We start from the raw sequence: 16,806 nt of genomic DNA, 5'->3' as shown, positions 1-16,806 counted from the left end.
TTCATATGCTTAGAGTATTAGCGAAACCCAACCCTAATCAATTCTTCATCATTTATTTCAATTACGAATCTATATTCTTTGTCTAATAGCCAGTAATAAAAACTGACTGCATCAACGTCAACTAGTGATTGGAATACTTTATCAAGATTTGTACTTACTACAGGGATTTCATAGTTATCCCATATTATAAAAATCTGTTCGTCAAAATCTAGTTGGTTTGCTCTAATAAGGGAAATTAGTTGTTCTTTGTTCGAAGCTATGAATTGATTATCTATCTGTTCCCAATCTATTCTTCCCGAGACAGTTATAGGAAATGAATTCATTAAAATAGTAGCAATCTGTTGGCTTTTTTCTTGGGAGAAAATGAGAGTTTCGTTTCCTAGGGATTCAAGGCATTCATTAAACAAAGGGTTTGTATCATTTCTGTTTTTTGTTTTCAGTGCTTTTAACTTTTGTCGCATTTTCCATTGTCTTGACGATCTATCATCCATTTTTAACATTCCTTATACAATTATTTAAGAATGAGTATAGCATATAAGGGAAGTTTTTATGAAAAGGAACTTTTTAAATATAAATTAAACAAAAGTGTTATTTGAAAAAAGGGCCTTTTACGGAAAGATAAGAGGCCATCAAAAAATATAACAACATAAAAATTTTATATTATGTATATACAATTTGAAAAGTTTACTGGAAATAATAAAATGTATAAAATTCTTATAAAAAAAGCCCTAGTATTAGGGGGGCTAGGGCTTACTCTGTTGGTATATCTCACACGACATTATAAAAGAAAAGAACTTAATGAAGATAACACATGAATGTTTCGTAAATGTATCAACAAAAGTGAACAAAAGCTTTATTTTAAGGACCATGATATATTATCAAGGGCTTTATAAATATAACTATACATTCGGTAAAAGAAATATTTTGGATTGTATTTTTGTTTCCAGTTCATAATAATCACCTCTCATACAAATAGCTTAATTATATTATAAGGTTATTAATGAGAATGTTAAGAAAACTTGATATGAATTAAGGTGAATTTAAACAAACTAGTAATTGTAATTAAAAAGCAGTTAGCTTTTGCTAGCTGTTTCACTCACTGGGAGTTTTTTTATGTAATTTAGATAAAGAAACTAGCCATTAAAAATATTGCTCCTATCAAAATTAGAGAATCAACTAAAATCAAGAACTGTTTTTTCTGTGGCTTTTGAAATTCCTTTATTAATCTAAAAACTGCACTTATTCCGAAACAAATGTATAACAAAATCATTATTATTTTTAGTATTACTAACACTTCGAATATATTAATTATGTATTGGAGAATATATCCATATAAGTTTTTAATAAAATTCTTATTTAAATAGAAAATGCCAGCTGAAATGTCAAGGGCGTATCAGCTGGTACTGAAATAGATATTAACTTTTAATATTAGGTTTTTTAGTTCCTACTTTTGCTCTTATTTTTAGAAGAGATTGTACCAAATATTGCTCCGGACATTGCTCCAATCAAAGTCATAAAAATTGCACTCCATGCTGCAAATGACATAATTACACCTCCTAATAACAAAATGCTACAACTATATTAATTATTATATATGAATTTAAGGGTGTAAAGTGGGGAAAAGTTAGAAAATTAAACAAAAGTGTTAATTCAATTAAAAAAAGAGCCCCACTATAATGGCTGTAAGGCTTCATAAGGTCGAGTTGTGTCGTACTCACAAGGGATTTTAACATGAATGTTGTGGTAAACATACTGGTAAATGCATCTAATTTATTTAGAGCAGTTATTTTAAACAAAAACAATATTTGGTAAGTATATTGTTTTTAACAAAAATTTAATTTTATGGAAATTAAAACCCTAGTTTCCTAGGGTAATGGTATAACAGCCAAATATATTTTATTCTTATATATCTTAACTTAATATTACGCTAAAAACATCAGGTAAGTGTAACCAATTGCAGAAAATAAAAGAGCAGCTAGCAAACGCTAACTGCTCGGTTCTCCAAGGGGGAACAAGGAGAAAATCTAATGTCATATACAGTATTAACGGAATATTGAGTTTTATTCTATTTAAATCAAAAAAATGAATTTTATAATTATGATGCGATTAAAGATACTAAAAACACATTATTAATATTAAGTACAAAAGTAAGAACAATGTAAGTGTGATTGTAATTATACTTCTAAGCGTTGTTTTCGCAGTAGTTGGCGTATTCATTCCTATAAGGCCACCAATACAGGTCCAAGCTGTTAATATCAGTAAAAAAAATATTGGGTCGGTAGAACTCCAATTCATCGCTGTATTAATAGATTCATTTTCAAAGTATAGGATAAGTAAGCCAATACAAATAGTAGGAGTTTTTTATTTGTTTGAAAGTTCAAAAAGATATATAATAATTTTCTGACTATTAAAATATGGAGGGTGAAAATGAAAACTGAAACGTTACACACACAAGAAGACATTTTAAAAATGCTTGATTCATTATTAAGACCTGCTGAACCCTTTTGGAATGAGTTTTATGAGAATAGAGAAAAGGATGTTCCGTTTTTTGAAAATGTTCCAGATGAGAATCTAGTTTCGTATATACAAAAAGAGAGAGTTTTAAAAGGGGAGGTATTAGAACTTGGATGTGGTCCAGGTAGAAATGCCATTTATTTAGCGACTCAAGGATTTGATGTAACAGCAGTGGATTTATCTGTAGAAGGCATTAACTGGGCAAAAGAGAGGGCATTGGCAAAAGGGGTAGAAATTCATTTTATTTGTGATTCAATTTTCAATTTAGAGGTTCAAAACGAATTTGATTTTGTATATGATTCGGGCTGTTTGCATCACATTCCACCGCATAGAAGAATAAATTATGTGGATTTAATTAAAAACTCATTAAAATCGGGTGGTTATTTCGGATTAACATGTTTTGCGGCAGGCGATTTAGATGAGCGAAATGGATCAGAAATAACAGATTGGGATGTATATAGAGGGTGGAGTCTACAAGGTGGTCTTGCATACTCGGAAGAAAAGTTAAGAGAGATATTTAAAGAATTTGAGGTAATTGAGATTAGAAGGATGAAACAAATGAAACAACCGAATGAAATGTTTGGAGAATCATTTCTTTGGACAGCATTATTTAAGAAGAAATAATAAAGTAGATAATTGACAAACTCATCGTTTTTATAGACAATATATTCACGGGAATGTACGTTCGGTTTTTGAGTGACGTATGTTTTACATAAATACATAACAAGGGGCTGTCTCCATATGAGTAACACAAATCAAAAAATTACTACGTTTTTAATGTTTGAAGGCAAAGCTGAAGAAGCAATGAATTTTTATACGTCGCTATTTGATCAATCGGAAATTGTAAGTATTTCTCGCTACGATGAAAATGGACCTGGTAAAGAGGGAACTGTAATTCATGCAACTTTTACGCTAAATGGCCAAGAGTTTATGTGTATTGATAGTTATGTAAATCATAATTTTACATTCACTCCAGCTATGTCTCTTTATGTAACTTGTGAGACAGAAGAAGAAATTGAAACGGTCTTTCATAAACTAGCGCAGGATGGAGCAATTCTCATGCCTTTAGGTTCTTATCCGTTTAGTAAAAAGTTTGGCTGGTTAAATGATAAGTATGGTGTATCTTGGCAGTTAACTCTTGCTGAATAAAAAAGAAAAAGCATAGCTTATTTGTTTAATGGATTTAGTTAAAAGCTTGAAAAATGAAATAACATAAAAAAGCGTTCCAACTGTCAACAGATTTGGAATGCTTTTTTTGTGTCTTTTTAGAATTTTTAGTAATTATTAGTGTTTATCTGTTAATATAAATATAGACAACTATGTATGAACTATCAGGCGGGTTAATAGAAAAAGGAAAGCATAAATAGTTAATAAGTTTATACTTAAAATCCAACTAGATCGTTAGGAGGACTAATCGCAATGGATATTACACAACAAAACAGTAATGCATGGGATAAGAAGGTTGAAGAAGGTTCTAGATACACGCAGCCTGTAAGTAGCGAGGTTATTGAGAAAAGCAAATCAGGTGAATGGGAGATTACAGTCACTACGGAAAAATCAGTTCCTAGAGAGTGGTTTCCAAAGTCATTAGATGGATTAAAGATACTTTGCTTAGCATCAGGTGGTGGACAACAAGCACCTGTTCTAGCTACTGCTGGAGCAGATGTAACAGTAACTGATATATCTAAGAAGCAATTGGAACAAGATGAAAAGGTAGCAAAAAGGGATGGTTTGTCTTTAAAAACCGTACAAGGAGATATGTCAGACCTTGGTGATTTTGAGGATGAATATTTTGATATTGTAGTAAATCCTGTCTCTAATTTGTTTGTAAAAGATGTTCATCTTGTATGGAATGAAGTTTCTAGGGTTTTAAAGAATAAAGGTATTCTTATTGCTGGATTTACAAATCCGTTACTATGGATCTTTGATGATAACCAAGAACAAAAAGGTATTCTTGATGTTAAACATTCAATTCCTTCATCAACATTGGATTATTTACCAGAGGATGAAGTTCAAGATTACATCGATTCAAATCAAACAATAGAATATGCGCATACTTTAGAAGACCAAATCCAAGGCCAAATTGAAGCTGGTTTTGCTATAACAGGTTTTTATGAGGATGATTTTGGTGGGACAAGGATATTAGATAAGCATATTAAAACATTTATTGCGACAAAAGCTATAAAGTTAAAGATGGATTAAGAATTTTTGCTTGTCATACGGGGCGTTAGTCGAAGAATGCTCTTAAAATAGAAAAGGATGGCGCTTTCCATCCTTTTCCTTATGTATTTTGAGTGTCGAAACTATTCTCAAAACAAGTTTTACACTACTAATTGTATAATTAGGTTATGCTTCTATATTAAGAATTTTGCTGACCGAATCTTTTCCCGAGTTTAGCTAACAATTCAGGTTGATCGCTTTGGCTCATTATAACTTCAATAAAGATAAGTTGATTCTTATTAAAAGTTATATTTGTTAAGACTTCTGCTAATTCTGCTTCATTTTCTACTTTAAATGTTAGACTTTTTTCTTCTGATCCAAATACCATTGATAGTTTATTGTAATCCCACATCTGTATGTCATTATATGATTGGTTTTGTCCGTGAATGGCACGTTCAACAGTGTATCCGTTGTTATTGATTAAAAATATAATCGGTTTTAAATTTTGACGTAGTATAGTTGATAACTCTTGGGCAGTTACTTGGAAAGAACCATCACCAATAATTAAAATGTTGCGCCATGATAAATTGGCGAGCTGTGTACCAAGTAGAGCGGGCAGTGTATATCCGATAGATCCCCATAACGGTTGTCCTACATATGCAGTGTTATTAGGTAGAGGGATAGCAGCACTACCAAAGAAAGGTGTTCCTTGCTCTACAATTAAGACGTCGTTTTCTTGTAAGAAATGGTACATTTGCTGCCAAAAACGTTTTTGTGTGACCATTTGTGCTTTTGGAATGAACTCTTCAGTAAAAGGTGATGATTCTAAAATAAATGGCTTAACGTCAAGGGTATCTTTATTACGATGCTCAATTGAATCACTTAAATGTTGTAAAACATCCTGCATTACAACTGGACCGTATTTTTTATCTATAATTTTCACAGTGTAGGGATGGATTTCTATAACTTGTTCTTTTGTAAAACCTTGTGTGAAGCCGCCTGTAATAGTATCAGTTAACTTCACACCAATACTAATAATACAATCAGATTCATCAATTCTTTTTCTCAAGTACGGAGAACTTACATCACCAGTATAAATCCCTATAAATTGAGGGTGTTTTTCTGGGAATATTCCTTTTCCCATACTTAACGTCGCGATGGGAAACCCAGTTTTTTCTACGAATTGATGTAAATTTTCTTTAGCGTGAAATCGATCTACTTCAAAATCAGCTAAAATTACAGGTTTTTTGGCGTTATTTATTATTGAAGTGGCATGTAGAAGCATTTTATCCAACGCTTCTTTATTACTTAAAATCGGTTTATATAAAATTGGTTCTGTAGGTTTATTAATTGGTTTATTATACACATCAATCGGCAAATTAATATGAACCGGGCGTTTTTCATTCCAACATGCGCGTAAAACACGGTCAATTTCCTCAGCAGCATGCTCAGGTGTTACATTTGTTTGTGCCACAGTGATTTCTCGATACATATTGGAAAAGTGATCGAACTTTCCATCTCCTAACGTATGATGGACGATTGCTCCATTTTCCATTACTTTTGTTGGTGGCGTACCCGTGATTTTTATAACTGGCACGTTTTCCGCATATGAGCCAGCAATACCGTTAATAGCGCTTAATTCTCCAACACCGAAAGTAGTAATAAGAGCAGCGATTCCTTTTATGCGAGCGTACCCATCTGCTGCATATGCAGCATTTAATTCATTACAATTGCCAATCCACTTTAAATTTTCATGTGCTACCACATCATCTAAAAAGGCAAGATTATAATCACCAGGAACCCCAAATATATGTTCAATTCCTAATTCGTGTAGTCTATCCAATAAATATGTACTTACAGTGTATTGTTTTTTCAAATGAATCAGCTCCTAATTATGCAATGAATGTTTCAATAGACTGAACAAGTTCTAATGCGTTGATTAAAATATTCATTACTAGATTGTGGTATAATTTACATACAGGGGGAAAGTAGATGACACAACATAAAGAAGAACAGATGAATGAGGCATTAGCATTATTTTATTTTGCATATAAAACATTTACTGAAAAGCCAGATGAAATTATAAAAGAATATGGCATTCAACGAGTACATCATCGAATTTTATTTTTTATCGCACGTTTTCCAGGGATAAGTGTAAATGAGTTATTATCACTATTAGAAATAAGTAAACAAGCTCTTCACGGACCGTTACGTCAACTTGTGGAAAAGGGCTTAATTGAGAGTAATGAGGCTATGCATGATCGACGTGTAAAACAGTTGTCTTTAACAGAAAAAGGTGCAGATTTAGAGAAAAAACTGAGTGATGTACAAAGACAACAAATGGGTGCTATTTTTTCAAAATTTGGTGAATCATGTGAGGACAATTGGCACCAAGTTATGAATGAAATGGCAAATAGCCGATCAGGTTTTGATGCTTGGGTATCAAAACGGGAAATACCAGTCGATCAAAAATAATGAAAAAACTTCTGTTTTTATCGTTTGAAAAAGAACAAATTTTATCCATACATTTGGCAACTATCGTTTGGTCATAGAGTGAATGGATAAAAAGATACATTACTAGATACTTTATACGTGTACGCAATGGAACAATAAAATTCACATTTCCGAAAGGGGAATTATAATGATAAAACTTGTACTTATTCGTCACGGACAAAGTTTATGGAATCTTGAAAATCGCTTTACTGGATGGACAGATGTTGATTTATCAGAGAACGGATTAAGTGAAGCGAGAGAAGCAGGAGCAATATTAAAGAAAAACGGATATACTTTTGATGTGGCTTATACATCTGTATTAAAACGCGCAATTCGGACGTTATGGATTGTACTTCATGAGATGGATCTTACTTGGGTCCCAATACATAAATCTTGGAAGCTAAATGAAAGGCATTATGGTGCATTGCAAGGGTTGAATAAAGATGAAACTGCTCAAAAATATGGTGAGGAGCAAGTTCATATTTGGAGAAGAAGTGTTGATGTAAGACCACCGGCTCTTACTGAAGACGATTCTCGATATGAAGCGAATGATCCAAGATATAAAACACTCAAAAAAGGTGAATTCCCATTAACTGAATGTTTAGAGGATACGGAGAAGAGAGTACTTGCTTATTGGCATTCAGAAATTGCGCCGACATTAAAAAGTGGTAATAAAGTAATTATTTCATCACACGGCAACACAATTCGCTCGCTAGTAAAATACTTAGATAACCTTTCAAGTGATGGTGTAGTTTCATTAAATATTCCAACTAGCATTCCGCTTGTTTATGAATTAGATGAAGATTTACGTCCGATTCGTCATTATTATTTAAGTATGGATGGAGAAGTACCTGAAGGGGAAATTCCGAAACATATTTCTTTTTAATACGAAAATTTGAAATGGATGCTTGTCTACATATACAATGTAGACTCATGGTAAAGTAAAACTTTAATCAGTGGGGGTCTTATTGCCCACAAATAGCAGGATAAAAGACGTGGCACCTTCTAATATATATGCGATGTAGCTAAATTTAGAAGCTTGTCCACGTCTTTTGTCATAAAGAGAGCAGCTTGCGCATGTAATGATATCGTGAGTAGTTTTTGAATGGAGGGTGATGTGATTAATGATCTCTAACATTCGAATTGGCTTATTTGTTTTAGCGATTGTCTTTGTAGTCCTTGTTTTCTTTTATTGGAAAAATGAAGAGTTGTACGAGGAGAAGAAGCAACGTATTAGAAAGACTTGGTATGGTTTGTTTATCATATCTGTCACTGTGTATTTCATGATAAAAGGAATCGATTTAACCCTCTGGAAAAATCTTTTGATGTTTACTGCAATGGTTATTTTTGTTGATATTGCGTTCATTTTAACACCTAATATTTCAGAAATATGGGGTGCGAAATTTACCGATATTGGCAAGACAGTTCAATCAATAAAACGATCATTAATTGCATCTAAAGCGAGAGGAGAAATATACACGACAATTATTCAAAATGTTAACCCATCAGTATTCGGTACGATGGAATGGCATACAGAAGAGGAATATACAAAGAGCTTAAATGCATTTTTAGATTCATATGGGGAAAAGATTGGTGCGAAAATTGTTGTTTTTGAAGCCGCGAAAGAATTAAATACAAACTTTCGGGGTATTCGCTCGCAATTTAGTATTATCGTTCCGTTAGAACATATCAAGCAATTGAATGAGCAGAAAGCGGTGCAAGTAGAAAATGTCGGGATTATACCAGCAAAAATAGTAAGTGACGTTTTCATTATTATTGATGGAAAGAAAAATAACCTGCAAGATCGAGATTTTGAAAATGTATATAATTTAACAATACATCATAGTTATTTTAGTAAATAAGGACAGAATCTTATTCTGTCCTTTTCTTCTATACATAAATTAAAAACAAAATCCGACAAAGTTGAATAAAATTGGACAATCATTCCTACACTAGCATGTAGAGGTGATTGTAGTGGTAAAAGATTATGACAATGATTTTTTTAAAGAAGATAATGAAGATACAACCGATTTCTCTTTAATAAAAGGTGATACGTTGCAGCAAGTAGAAGAATTAGAAGAAGAATTAAAAAGAAAATCATAAGTGTACACTCTTTTTATATTTGCTATATAATATAAATAAAAGGTTGTATCTTTTTGAAAAGGGGGAGAAGAGATGGCTGAAGTCAATGTACAAAAGTCTTCGTTTTTTAAAGAAAAAAAAGAAGAATCAAATACAGATTTCTCTCTTGTGAAAGGTGCATTAACGGAGAATATAAATCGGTTAGAGAAACTGATGAATAATAGTAGTTCAAAATATATACATGTGAAAAAAACAAAAGAAAATGCATAGAGCATTTTCTTTTGTTTTTTTATTTAATAGTAAACTTTTCTCTTATTTTTTCAGGCAAATCTGCTTTCTGAATCTCTTCATAGGACTTTACTTCAATTGATGATATTTCATTTTTATTATTATCATCTTGATCTACATAAAGGCGTAAAAACGCGTCTTCATTTAATTTATGATTGTTTTCTTTTTTTGTACTTCTAAATGTAATTTGTTTTTTGACGCCATCTTTATCATATGCGGGCAGCGTATAGTTTCGTAAGTTTCTACCATCTACTTTTTCGATAGTTCCTTCGCCTTTTATCTGCATGTAATATACATCTTTACCAATTCTATTTAGTGACGCTCTCTCACAGCCAATAGTAAAACTAGAAAATAATAAACATAGTGTAATAATTGCTAAAAACTTTTTCATTTTCTTTATCTCCTTTAATGTGTTTCTTTAAAAAGTATACGGCTATTATTAAATGAGAAAAATCGATATAGATTACAATACCCTTACAATGTTGTAAGAGTGTTGTACATAAAATGAACAATAAAAGTTAAAAGAAAGGTAAAATAATGAATCATGGTATAATGATAAAAGACTTACATACTATTTTTTCATTTTGAGAGGAGCTTGAAAAATGTATTCTACTTTAGAACAATTAACAAAGCACCCTGTATTTTATCATTTTGCAGAAATTTCAAAGATTCCTAGAGGATCAGGTAATGAAAAGGAAATTAGTGATTATTTAGTGGGCTTTGCAAAAGAGCGTAACTTAGAAGTCATTCAAGATGAAGCATTAAATGTCATTATTAAAAAAGAAGCAACAGCTGGTTATGAAAATGTACCAGCTATTATTATTCAAGGTCATATGGATATGGTTTGCGAAAAAAATCAAGCAACAGTACATGATTTTGAAAAAGATCCAATTGAATTACGAATCATTGGGGATATGTTATATGCAAATCAAACAACTTTAGGTGCTGATAATGGTATTGCAGTTGCGTATGCATTAGCTTTATTAGATTCAAAAGAAATTACGCATCCAGCACTTGAAGTCGTTATCACTACTGAAGAAGAAACGACAATGGGCGGGGCTTTTGCTATTGATCCAAATCATTTTGAAGGAAAGATATTTATAAATATTGATTCTGAAGAAGATCATAAATTACTTGTAAGTAGTGCAGGTGGTGCGAAAGCTGTTGAAACAATCCCCGTAATTTGGGATGAAACGCCAGCGAATATGGATGCATACCGTCTATATGTTGGCGGTCTAAAAGGCGGACATTCTGGTATGGAAATTGATAAACAACGCGGTAATGCGAACAAAGTATTAGGACGAGTATTACGTGACTTATCAGCACATACGGAGTTTAACATAAGTGAAGTTCACGGCGGATTAAAAACGAATGCAATTCCGCGTGAAAGTGTAGCTACAATTTTAATTCGTACAGAAGATGTAGGACAAGTAGAAGAAAAACTAGAATCATGGACACGTGTATTACAAGAAGAAATGCGTGCTGTTGATCCAGATGTTCATGTTACACTGACAAAATTGGATGAAAAAGTTGAAAAAGTATTTGCTAAAGAGACACAAAAGCAGCTTATTTCATCATTATTCTTAATTCCGAATGGCATTCAAAGTATGAGCATGGATATTAAAGGTCTTGTAGAAAGCTCAACAAATTTAGGCGTTATTGAAACGTTGCAAGATGAAATTAAATTACGTAACGAAGTGCGAAGTTCTGTAAGTAGTTTAAAACAACATGTTGCAGAAGAAATCAAATATATTGCTGAATTAGTTGGTGCTACATTTGAAATAGAGTCAGAGTATCCAGAATGGCCATACAATCCAAACTCACAAATTCGTAATTTATTTGAAAAAGTACATCAAGAAAAATACAATAAAGAAATTGAAATATTCGCTGTACATGCGGGGATTGAGTGTAGCGCATTCGTTCAAAAGATGCCTGAATTAGATGCAATTTCATTCGGACCAGACATTTTCAACGTCCACACTCCAGATGAACATATCAGTATCTCTTCTGTAGTGAATAACTGGGGATTCTTCATTGATGTAATGAATGGTACGAAAGAATTAGCTAAGTAATAACGACGAAATAAAAAGGAGCCTATAAAAATTTATAGGCTCCTTTTTTGTATTGGAATTTATCCCGCTATTTGCCGAGCAGCCCGATTGGTTTAACTAATAAACAGTGGGTGATGCATAAAACCACTACTGATTAAAGTTTCATTTTATGAGAAGTCATTTTTCGTTAGTATGTAATATTAAGCTTGAACAATTAATAAGGATGAATTGTTGATGTTTTTTAGTACTGATGAAGGGGTGGAGAAATGAAGGGAAGAAATCATTTTATTGTTTGTATGTTTTTATTGTTCTTCACATTTAGTTTTATTGGTGTTCAGAAAATAATAGCAGAAGAAGTTGAATTTTCAGGGACAACAGCTCCATTGAATGTAAATGTTAGAGAGGCGAAAAGTTTGAATGCAAATATTGTAGATGTGATTCCCGGAAATACAAAAGTATCTTTTAAAGGATGGGAGTATGGTGAAGCGGTTAAAGATTACTGGACAGGAAATTTAGACAATCGTTGGTTTTACTATTTTAAAGATGGAAAAAAAGTATATGTAACGTCAGCGTATATTAATGGAAATCCTCCAAGTACACCAATAGACCGTAAATTATCTGTACCTAACATATTACAAGAAAGATCAAATTGGTGTTGGGCAGGCACTTCGGTCTCAGTTTTAAATTATTTTGGGAAAACTCCTTCACAAGATCAGTACGTTAGGTATGTTAAGGGTGGATCATATAATAATCCTGCAACTTCACGTGAAATACAATATGGATTATCGGGATATGGTGTTAGCTCAGCTATAAGTTCAGGAGCAAAATCGTATGAGTGGTTCAAAAGTCAAATTAATAGTAATCAGCCGATGATTGCACTCATTATGTGGCAAAATGGAGCTAACATCGGACACTTTCTAGTACTTGATGGATTTTATAAAGGGACAAATGGAACAGATTATATAACGTACATGGACCCTTGGTATGGTGATCATTATAATCATAATTTCAGTACGTTCCATAACAATAATAATTTTTGGTGGAGTGAAACTGTTTATAATATCCATGCAAACTAATAATATTAAAAGCGGGGGTTCATAAATGGGAAAACTACTTAAGCTTGTGGTACCGTGCATGTGTTTAATGACCGTTATTATTTTCGCTAGTAAAATTAGTTATGCATCAAAAAATAAAAGTGAATCGGTACAATCGATCGCATTAAAAGATTATCAATATAGTAAGGGAAGTTCTTCTGAAAATTTAAGCTTTGAAAAAATAACAACATCTCCATTTTCGTTACCAATCTATGAAACAATTCCAGCACAGCAAATTTTAAATAGCTCTGAATTTAAGCATTTACTATTACCAACAAATGAAAAGTTGTGGTTTATTATGAAGGGTGAGCAGCCAGAAGGACTAATTGTTGCGAATGATATTGAACCGATTCGAACGGGCGGAGAAAATAGAAGTAAAGATTTATATGGATTATATACAGCAATAAAGAATAATACAAATGAAACAAAAGATATTAGTTATTTCGAATTTGAAGGACAAGGAATATTGGTAGTAAATCAAAATAATGATCAAGAAATATACCTTAGTAAAGGTGCCGCTGCCATATTAAAACTTCCTGCTGGTCAAAAAGTATTGAGCAGTGAAGTATTACAGAAAATGAAAGAGAGAATTGTAACTGCTTTTGAATAGTTAAATATAAACTGAATAAACAAATCAATAAATAAATGAATATGTATTTAATATGAAATTTCATGTACTATATTATTTTCGAAAATAATACAGTACATAGTATAAAAAGAATAACATAAGAAAAGAGTGTAAGATTTTATGAAAAAATGATGATTATAGTAGAAATAGTTGATTCTTACTTGTTTTGTATAAAGTTCGATTCAAATTACACTTCACATTTAAAATATTTAAATAATTCAAACGGAAAAGCTTGACCTTCACACTATGTAAAGGTTTACAGTAAGACAGAAAAGGAGGTTAAGAAATGAAAAAAATAACGAATTTGTGTATGAGTGCTATACTAACCACATCTATTTTCAGTGGTTATGCTCTAGGGAAGGGGATTGAGAAAGTTCAGGCGAAGGAAATTGAAAAAACGCAAAGAAAAGATATGAAGAAAGTAGAGGTGCGAAAACAAGTAGGAAAGTATACAATGCCAGATGAAAAAAACAAACATGAAGGAACATGGCTACAATGGCCTCATGAATTTACATATGGGCAAAAATATCAGAAAGAAGTAGAGCCAATTTGGATTCAAATGACAAATGCTTTAAGTAAAGGCGAAAAAGTTCATATTGTTGCATATGATCAAGAAGAAAAAGAAAGAATTACTGAGGTTTTAATAGATCACGGGGTAAATATGGAGAAAATTGATTTCTTTATCGCACCTACTGACGATGTATGGGCGAGAGATACTGGACCAATTTTTGTTTATGATAATGACAAAAATCTAAAGATATTAGACCCAGGATTTAACGGATGGGGAAAGAAAACACCATATAAGAAAGATGCTCGTCTTCGTGAGAATCTTAGTAAACAGTTAGGAATTGAAAGAATTGATTGGAATAAATTTGTTCTTGAAGGTGGCGCATTTGAATTAGATGGTAATGGAACTGCTTTACTAACTAGAAGTGCTGTGACGAATAAAAATAGAAATGCAAAATTGTCAGAAAAAGATATTGAAAAATATATTAGTGACCTTGGGGTAACAAATTTTATTTGGTTAGATGGAGTACCTAACTTAGATATTACTGATTTTCATATTGATGGATTTGCAAAATTCCACGATAAATCTACTATTATAACATTAAACAAAAAAGATTTAGCTGAATGGGGAACGTCTGATAAAGATATTAACAAGTTGTTGCAGGCAAAAGATGCTGAGGGTAATAAGTACAAGTATGTATATCTGCCGCTAAGCAAGAATAATGTTACATTAGAAAACGGAAAGCAACTTGATTATAAAGGTTCATATATTAATTATTATATAGCGAATCAAGTTATCTTAGTTCCTAACTATAATGATCCTAATGATAAAATAGCAAATGAGATGATTCAAAAACTTTATCCTGATCGTAAAGTTGTGGGGGTTGATGTAAGAGAGCTTTATAAAAATGGTGGTATGATCCATTGTATTACTCAACAACAACCAATTAATTTAAAATAATATATTTATAGTGTTCAGTGGAGTTTTCTATTTTTTATGAAAACCTGTTTATCTATAGGATAGGTAAAGATGCGATGGCATTTTTACCTATTTTATTGTAATTTTTATGAGTTAAGTATACCTTTCCTATAAACTGAAGAAACCCACCCTTTTTGAAAAGAGCTTAATCAAAATGGATGGACTTTCTACATTAAAAGCTATACTTGCTGTTGCAGAAGAAACATTGTCTAAAGGTATGTTTTTACCTTTTAAAAGTCGTTCGAAGCCCTTCAATAAAACATCCAAAGAGTCCTCTATTATTGGGATTTTAAAAGTTTCTGGTACAATCATTCTTACTAAAATATCTAAATACAATCTATATTTTTTTCTTTTAGCAATCCGTACATGTCCATCACCTTCAAAATACAGAATTACCTTAAATAATAAAAGTTCAGCGGCTTTTCTGTTTTTATTTGTAACTGAAACACATTATACTTGGCCAATTATTGTGCAACCTTTTCGAATAAATGATTTTCTTTATTTGAAAATAAGGGTGCATCTATAAAACCATAATGGTAAACTAAAATACCTAATTCCACTCTAGAATTAATATGCCATTTTGCTTTAATATGATTAATTATCGTTGAAATCCTTCTAGGGGTAACATATATTTTTTTTGAAATTTCTGCATCTGTAAATCCTTTTGCCACATAAATAGCCACTTCTAACTCTCTTTCGGTCAACATTCTTTTCATAAAATACGCTCCTTCGAAATTATTTATATAAAAATCAAAAGAAACTATTAAAAGAAATAAAGGTGAAAAATCATATTTAGTTCTTTTAATTTCGCTATTTGCGGGCAGTAAGATTCCCACCTCAAAAATGTAGCTGTGGCAAAGAAATCGGACTGCCTGTAAAAGCCTGCTTGGAGTGGACTAATAATCAGTGATGATGAATAAAACTCCCATTGATTATTAGTGAATCTTATTGTAATAATTTCTCGTATTGTGATACAAGTTTGTAAAAAAACTATAAATCCATATAAATAGTAATTGTAACTATACTAATTTTACATTACATTAAAAGTTGGAAAATATTCTTATACTCATAAAGTGTTACATTTGAGGGAGGAAAGATGGAATTCTACAATCTTGGTATTATTATTAAAGAACTTAGAAAGAAAAAAATATGTCACAATCTGAATTATGTCATGGAATATGTTCACAAAGCCAAATTAGTAAGATAGAAAAAGGTATTATTTATCCATCTAGCATATTGTTGTATCAATTATCTGAAAGACTTGGTATTGATCCAAATTATATATTTGCACTAACCAAAAACAAAAAAATAAAATATATTGAAAATGTAAAATATGTAATGAGAGATTGTGTGAAACAAAAACAATATAATGAGCTTTACGAAATAGTGAAAAAAGAGAAAAACGAAAATAATTTCCAATCAAAAGAAGATAAACAATTTCTATTATGGCATGAAGCGATTGCTATATATTATGTAAATGGAGCAACAATTAATGCTTTTGACATTTTAAATAGAGCACTAAAACAAACCTTAAGTAGTAGTAACTTTTTATCAGAAAAAGAAATAAGCATAATGAATTCAATTGCTATAATACATGCAGAAAATGAAGACTATGAGAAAAGCATAAATATATTAAAACAAAGTTTAATTAATTTTAATAAGATAGAATTCCCTAGAGAAAAAGAAATCAAATTAAGACTCATTCATACGTTAACAAAATGTTTACACCTTGCAAATCAATATGAAGAAGCAATAAAGTATAGTGAAATAGGTATAAAATTAGCCATAAATATGAATACTTTATACTTATTAGGTGAATTATTCTTTGAAAAAGGTGCAATTTTATTAAAAGTTCAGCACTCTAATGAAGTTGGTTTAACATACATAAAAAAGGCATTATTTATATTTGAATTAACAGAAAGAAAACAATATATAAAAATGATCAAGGATAAATATATTAAAAAACAAGAATAAACAAGAAATAATTCTAACATAAGTTATTCCTAATTG

16 protein-coding genes and 1 pseudogene are annotated in these 16,806 nt (G+C 31.4%); 13 read left to right on the top strand and 4 right to left on the bottom strand.

Going from position 1 to position 16,806, the window contains the following annotated elements:
- Positions 1-17 precede the first annotated feature (17 nt).
- Positions 18-491 (bottom strand): CDI toxin immunity protein, encoded by a 474-nt coding sequence (locus MR170_RS18635; RefSeq protein WP_029442310.1) that lies wholly within the window; start codon positions 489-491, stop codon positions 18-20.
- Between the two features lie 1,936 nt (positions 492-2,427).
- Here MR170_RS18635 and MR170_RS18630 point away from each other — a divergent pair.
- The 3 genes from MR170_RS18630 (at position 2,428) to MR170_RS18620 (ending at position 4,716) form a co-directional block, all read left to right on the top strand.
- Entirely contained in the window at positions 2,428-3,138 is a 711-nt protein-coding gene (locus MR170_RS18630; RefSeq protein ID WP_242308906.1) for a class I SAM-dependent methyltransferase, read from the top strand.
- A gap of 117 nt (positions 3,139-3,255) precedes the next feature.
- A complete protein-coding gene (locus MR170_RS18625) occupies positions 3,256-3,663 on the top strand; it encodes a VOC family protein (RefSeq protein ID WP_000072495.1) in 408 nt (135 codons plus the stop codon).
- Between the two features lie 270 nt (positions 3,664-3,933).
- Positions 3,934-4,716, top strand: a complete 783-nt coding sequence (locus MR170_RS18620) for a class I SAM-dependent methyltransferase (protein ID WP_242308905.1) — start codon at positions 3,934-3,936, stop codon at positions 4,714-4,716.
- A 157-nt stretch (positions 4,717-4,873) separates the two neighbouring features.
- Here the strand turns inward: MR170_RS18620 and MR170_RS18615 are convergent, their stop codons facing one another.
- Complete coding sequence (locus MR170_RS18615; RefSeq protein WP_082044935.1) at positions 4,874-6,559, bottom strand: alpha-keto acid decarboxylase family protein; 1,686 nt, start codon at positions 6,557-6,559, stop codon at positions 4,874-4,876.
- A gap of 107 nt (positions 6,560-6,666) precedes the next feature.
- Between MR170_RS18615 and MR170_RS18610 the strand changes: the two genes are divergently transcribed.
- The 5 genes from MR170_RS18610 to spoIISB all read left to right on the top strand — a co-directional run bounded on the left by MR170_RS18610 (position 6,667) and on the right by spoIISB (position 9,519).
- A complete protein-coding gene (locus tag MR170_RS18610; RefSeq protein WP_016081625.1) occupies positions 6,667-7,149 on the top strand; it encodes a MarR family winged helix-turn-helix transcriptional regulator in 483 nt (160 codons plus the stop codon).
- 166 nt (positions 7,150-7,315) lie between these two features.
- The gene (gene gpmA / locus MR170_RS18605; RefSeq protein WP_016081624.1) at positions 7,316-8,053 is read left to right on the top strand and encodes a 2,3-diphosphoglycerate-dependent phosphoglycerate mutase; all 738 of its coding nucleotides are present in this window, start codon (positions 7,316-7,318) and stop codon (positions 8,051-8,053) included.
- Positions 8,054-8,291: 238 nt separating this feature from the next.
- Positions 8,292-9,029, top strand: a complete 738-nt coding sequence (locus tag MR170_RS18600; protein WP_242308904.1) for a type II toxin-antitoxin system SpoIISA family toxin — start codon at positions 8,292-8,294, stop codon at positions 9,027-9,029.
- Positions 9,030-9,141: 112 nt separating this feature from the next.
- Complete coding sequence (locus tag MR170_RS18595) at positions 9,142-9,270, top strand: hypothetical protein (protein ID WP_000237818.1); 129 nt, start codon at positions 9,142-9,144, stop codon at positions 9,268-9,270.
- A 72-nt stretch (positions 9,271-9,342) separates the two neighbouring features.
- Positions 9,343-9,519 carry a stage II sporulation protein SB gene (spoIISB, locus tag MR170_RS18590; protein WP_016081622.1) on the top strand — a complete coding sequence of 59 codons (177 nt, stop codon included), beginning with the start codon at positions 9,343-9,345 and terminating at the stop codon, positions 9,517-9,519.
- 19 nt (positions 9,520-9,538) lie between these two features.
- On the opposite strand, the gene MR170_RS18585 is transcribed toward spoIISB, so the two are convergent.
- Positions 9,539-9,928 (bottom strand): YxeA family protein, encoded by a 390-nt coding sequence (locus tag MR170_RS18585; protein ID WP_016081621.1) that lies wholly within the window; start codon positions 9,926-9,928, stop codon positions 9,539-9,541.
- A 211-nt stretch (positions 9,929-10,139) separates the two neighbouring features.
- On the opposite strand from MR170_RS18585, the gene pepD reads away from it, so the two are divergent.
- The 4 genes from pepD (at position 10,140) to MR170_RS18565 (ending at position 14,778) form a co-directional block, all read left to right on the top strand.
- The gene (gene pepD / locus MR170_RS18580) at positions 10,140-11,609 is read left to right on the top strand and encodes a beta-Ala-His dipeptidase (RefSeq protein ID WP_029442316.1); all 1,470 of its coding nucleotides are present in this window, start codon (positions 10,140-10,142) and stop codon (positions 11,607-11,609) included.
- Between the two features lie 245 nt (positions 11,610-11,854).
- On the top strand, positions 11,855-12,664 hold the full coding sequence (locus tag MR170_RS18575) for a papain-like cysteine protease family protein (protein WP_043938116.1): 810 nt from the start codon (positions 11,855-11,857) through the stop codon (positions 12,662-12,664).
- Positions 12,665-12,689: 25 nt separating this feature from the next.
- A complete protein-coding gene (locus MR170_RS18570) occupies positions 12,690-13,292 on the top strand; it encodes a hypothetical protein (protein ID WP_242308902.1) in 603 nt (200 codons plus the stop codon).
- Positions 13,293-13,596: 304 nt separating this feature from the next.
- Positions 13,597-14,778 (top strand): agmatine deiminase family protein, encoded by a 1,182-nt coding sequence (locus MR170_RS18565; RefSeq protein ID WP_242308901.1) that lies wholly within the window; start codon positions 13,597-13,599, stop codon positions 14,776-14,778.
- Between the two features lie 482 nt (positions 14,779-15,260).
- Here the strand turns inward: MR170_RS18565 and MR170_RS18560 are convergent, their stop codons facing one another.
- Entirely contained in the window at positions 15,261-15,512 is a 252-nt protein-coding gene (locus MR170_RS18560; RefSeq protein WP_088115305.1) for a response regulator transcription factor, read from the bottom strand.
- Positions 15,513-15,892: 380 nt separating this feature from the next.
- Between MR170_RS18560 and MR170_RS18555 the strand changes: the two are divergent.
- Positions 15,893-16,770 (top strand): annotated as a pseudogene (locus MR170_RS18555) (helix-turn-helix domain-containing protein).
- Positions 16,771-16,806: the final 36 nt, after the last annotated feature.

It is taken from the genome of Bacillus cereus group sp. BfR-BA-01524, assembly GCF_022662595.1.
In the GTDB taxonomy this organism is placed as follows: domain Bacteria; phylum Bacillota; class Bacilli; order Bacillales; family Bacillaceae_G; genus Bacillus_A; species Bacillus_A thuringiensis_S.
Note: the sequence above shows the minus strand (reverse complement) of the source record. Positions and strands in the feature narration are given on the sequence as shown.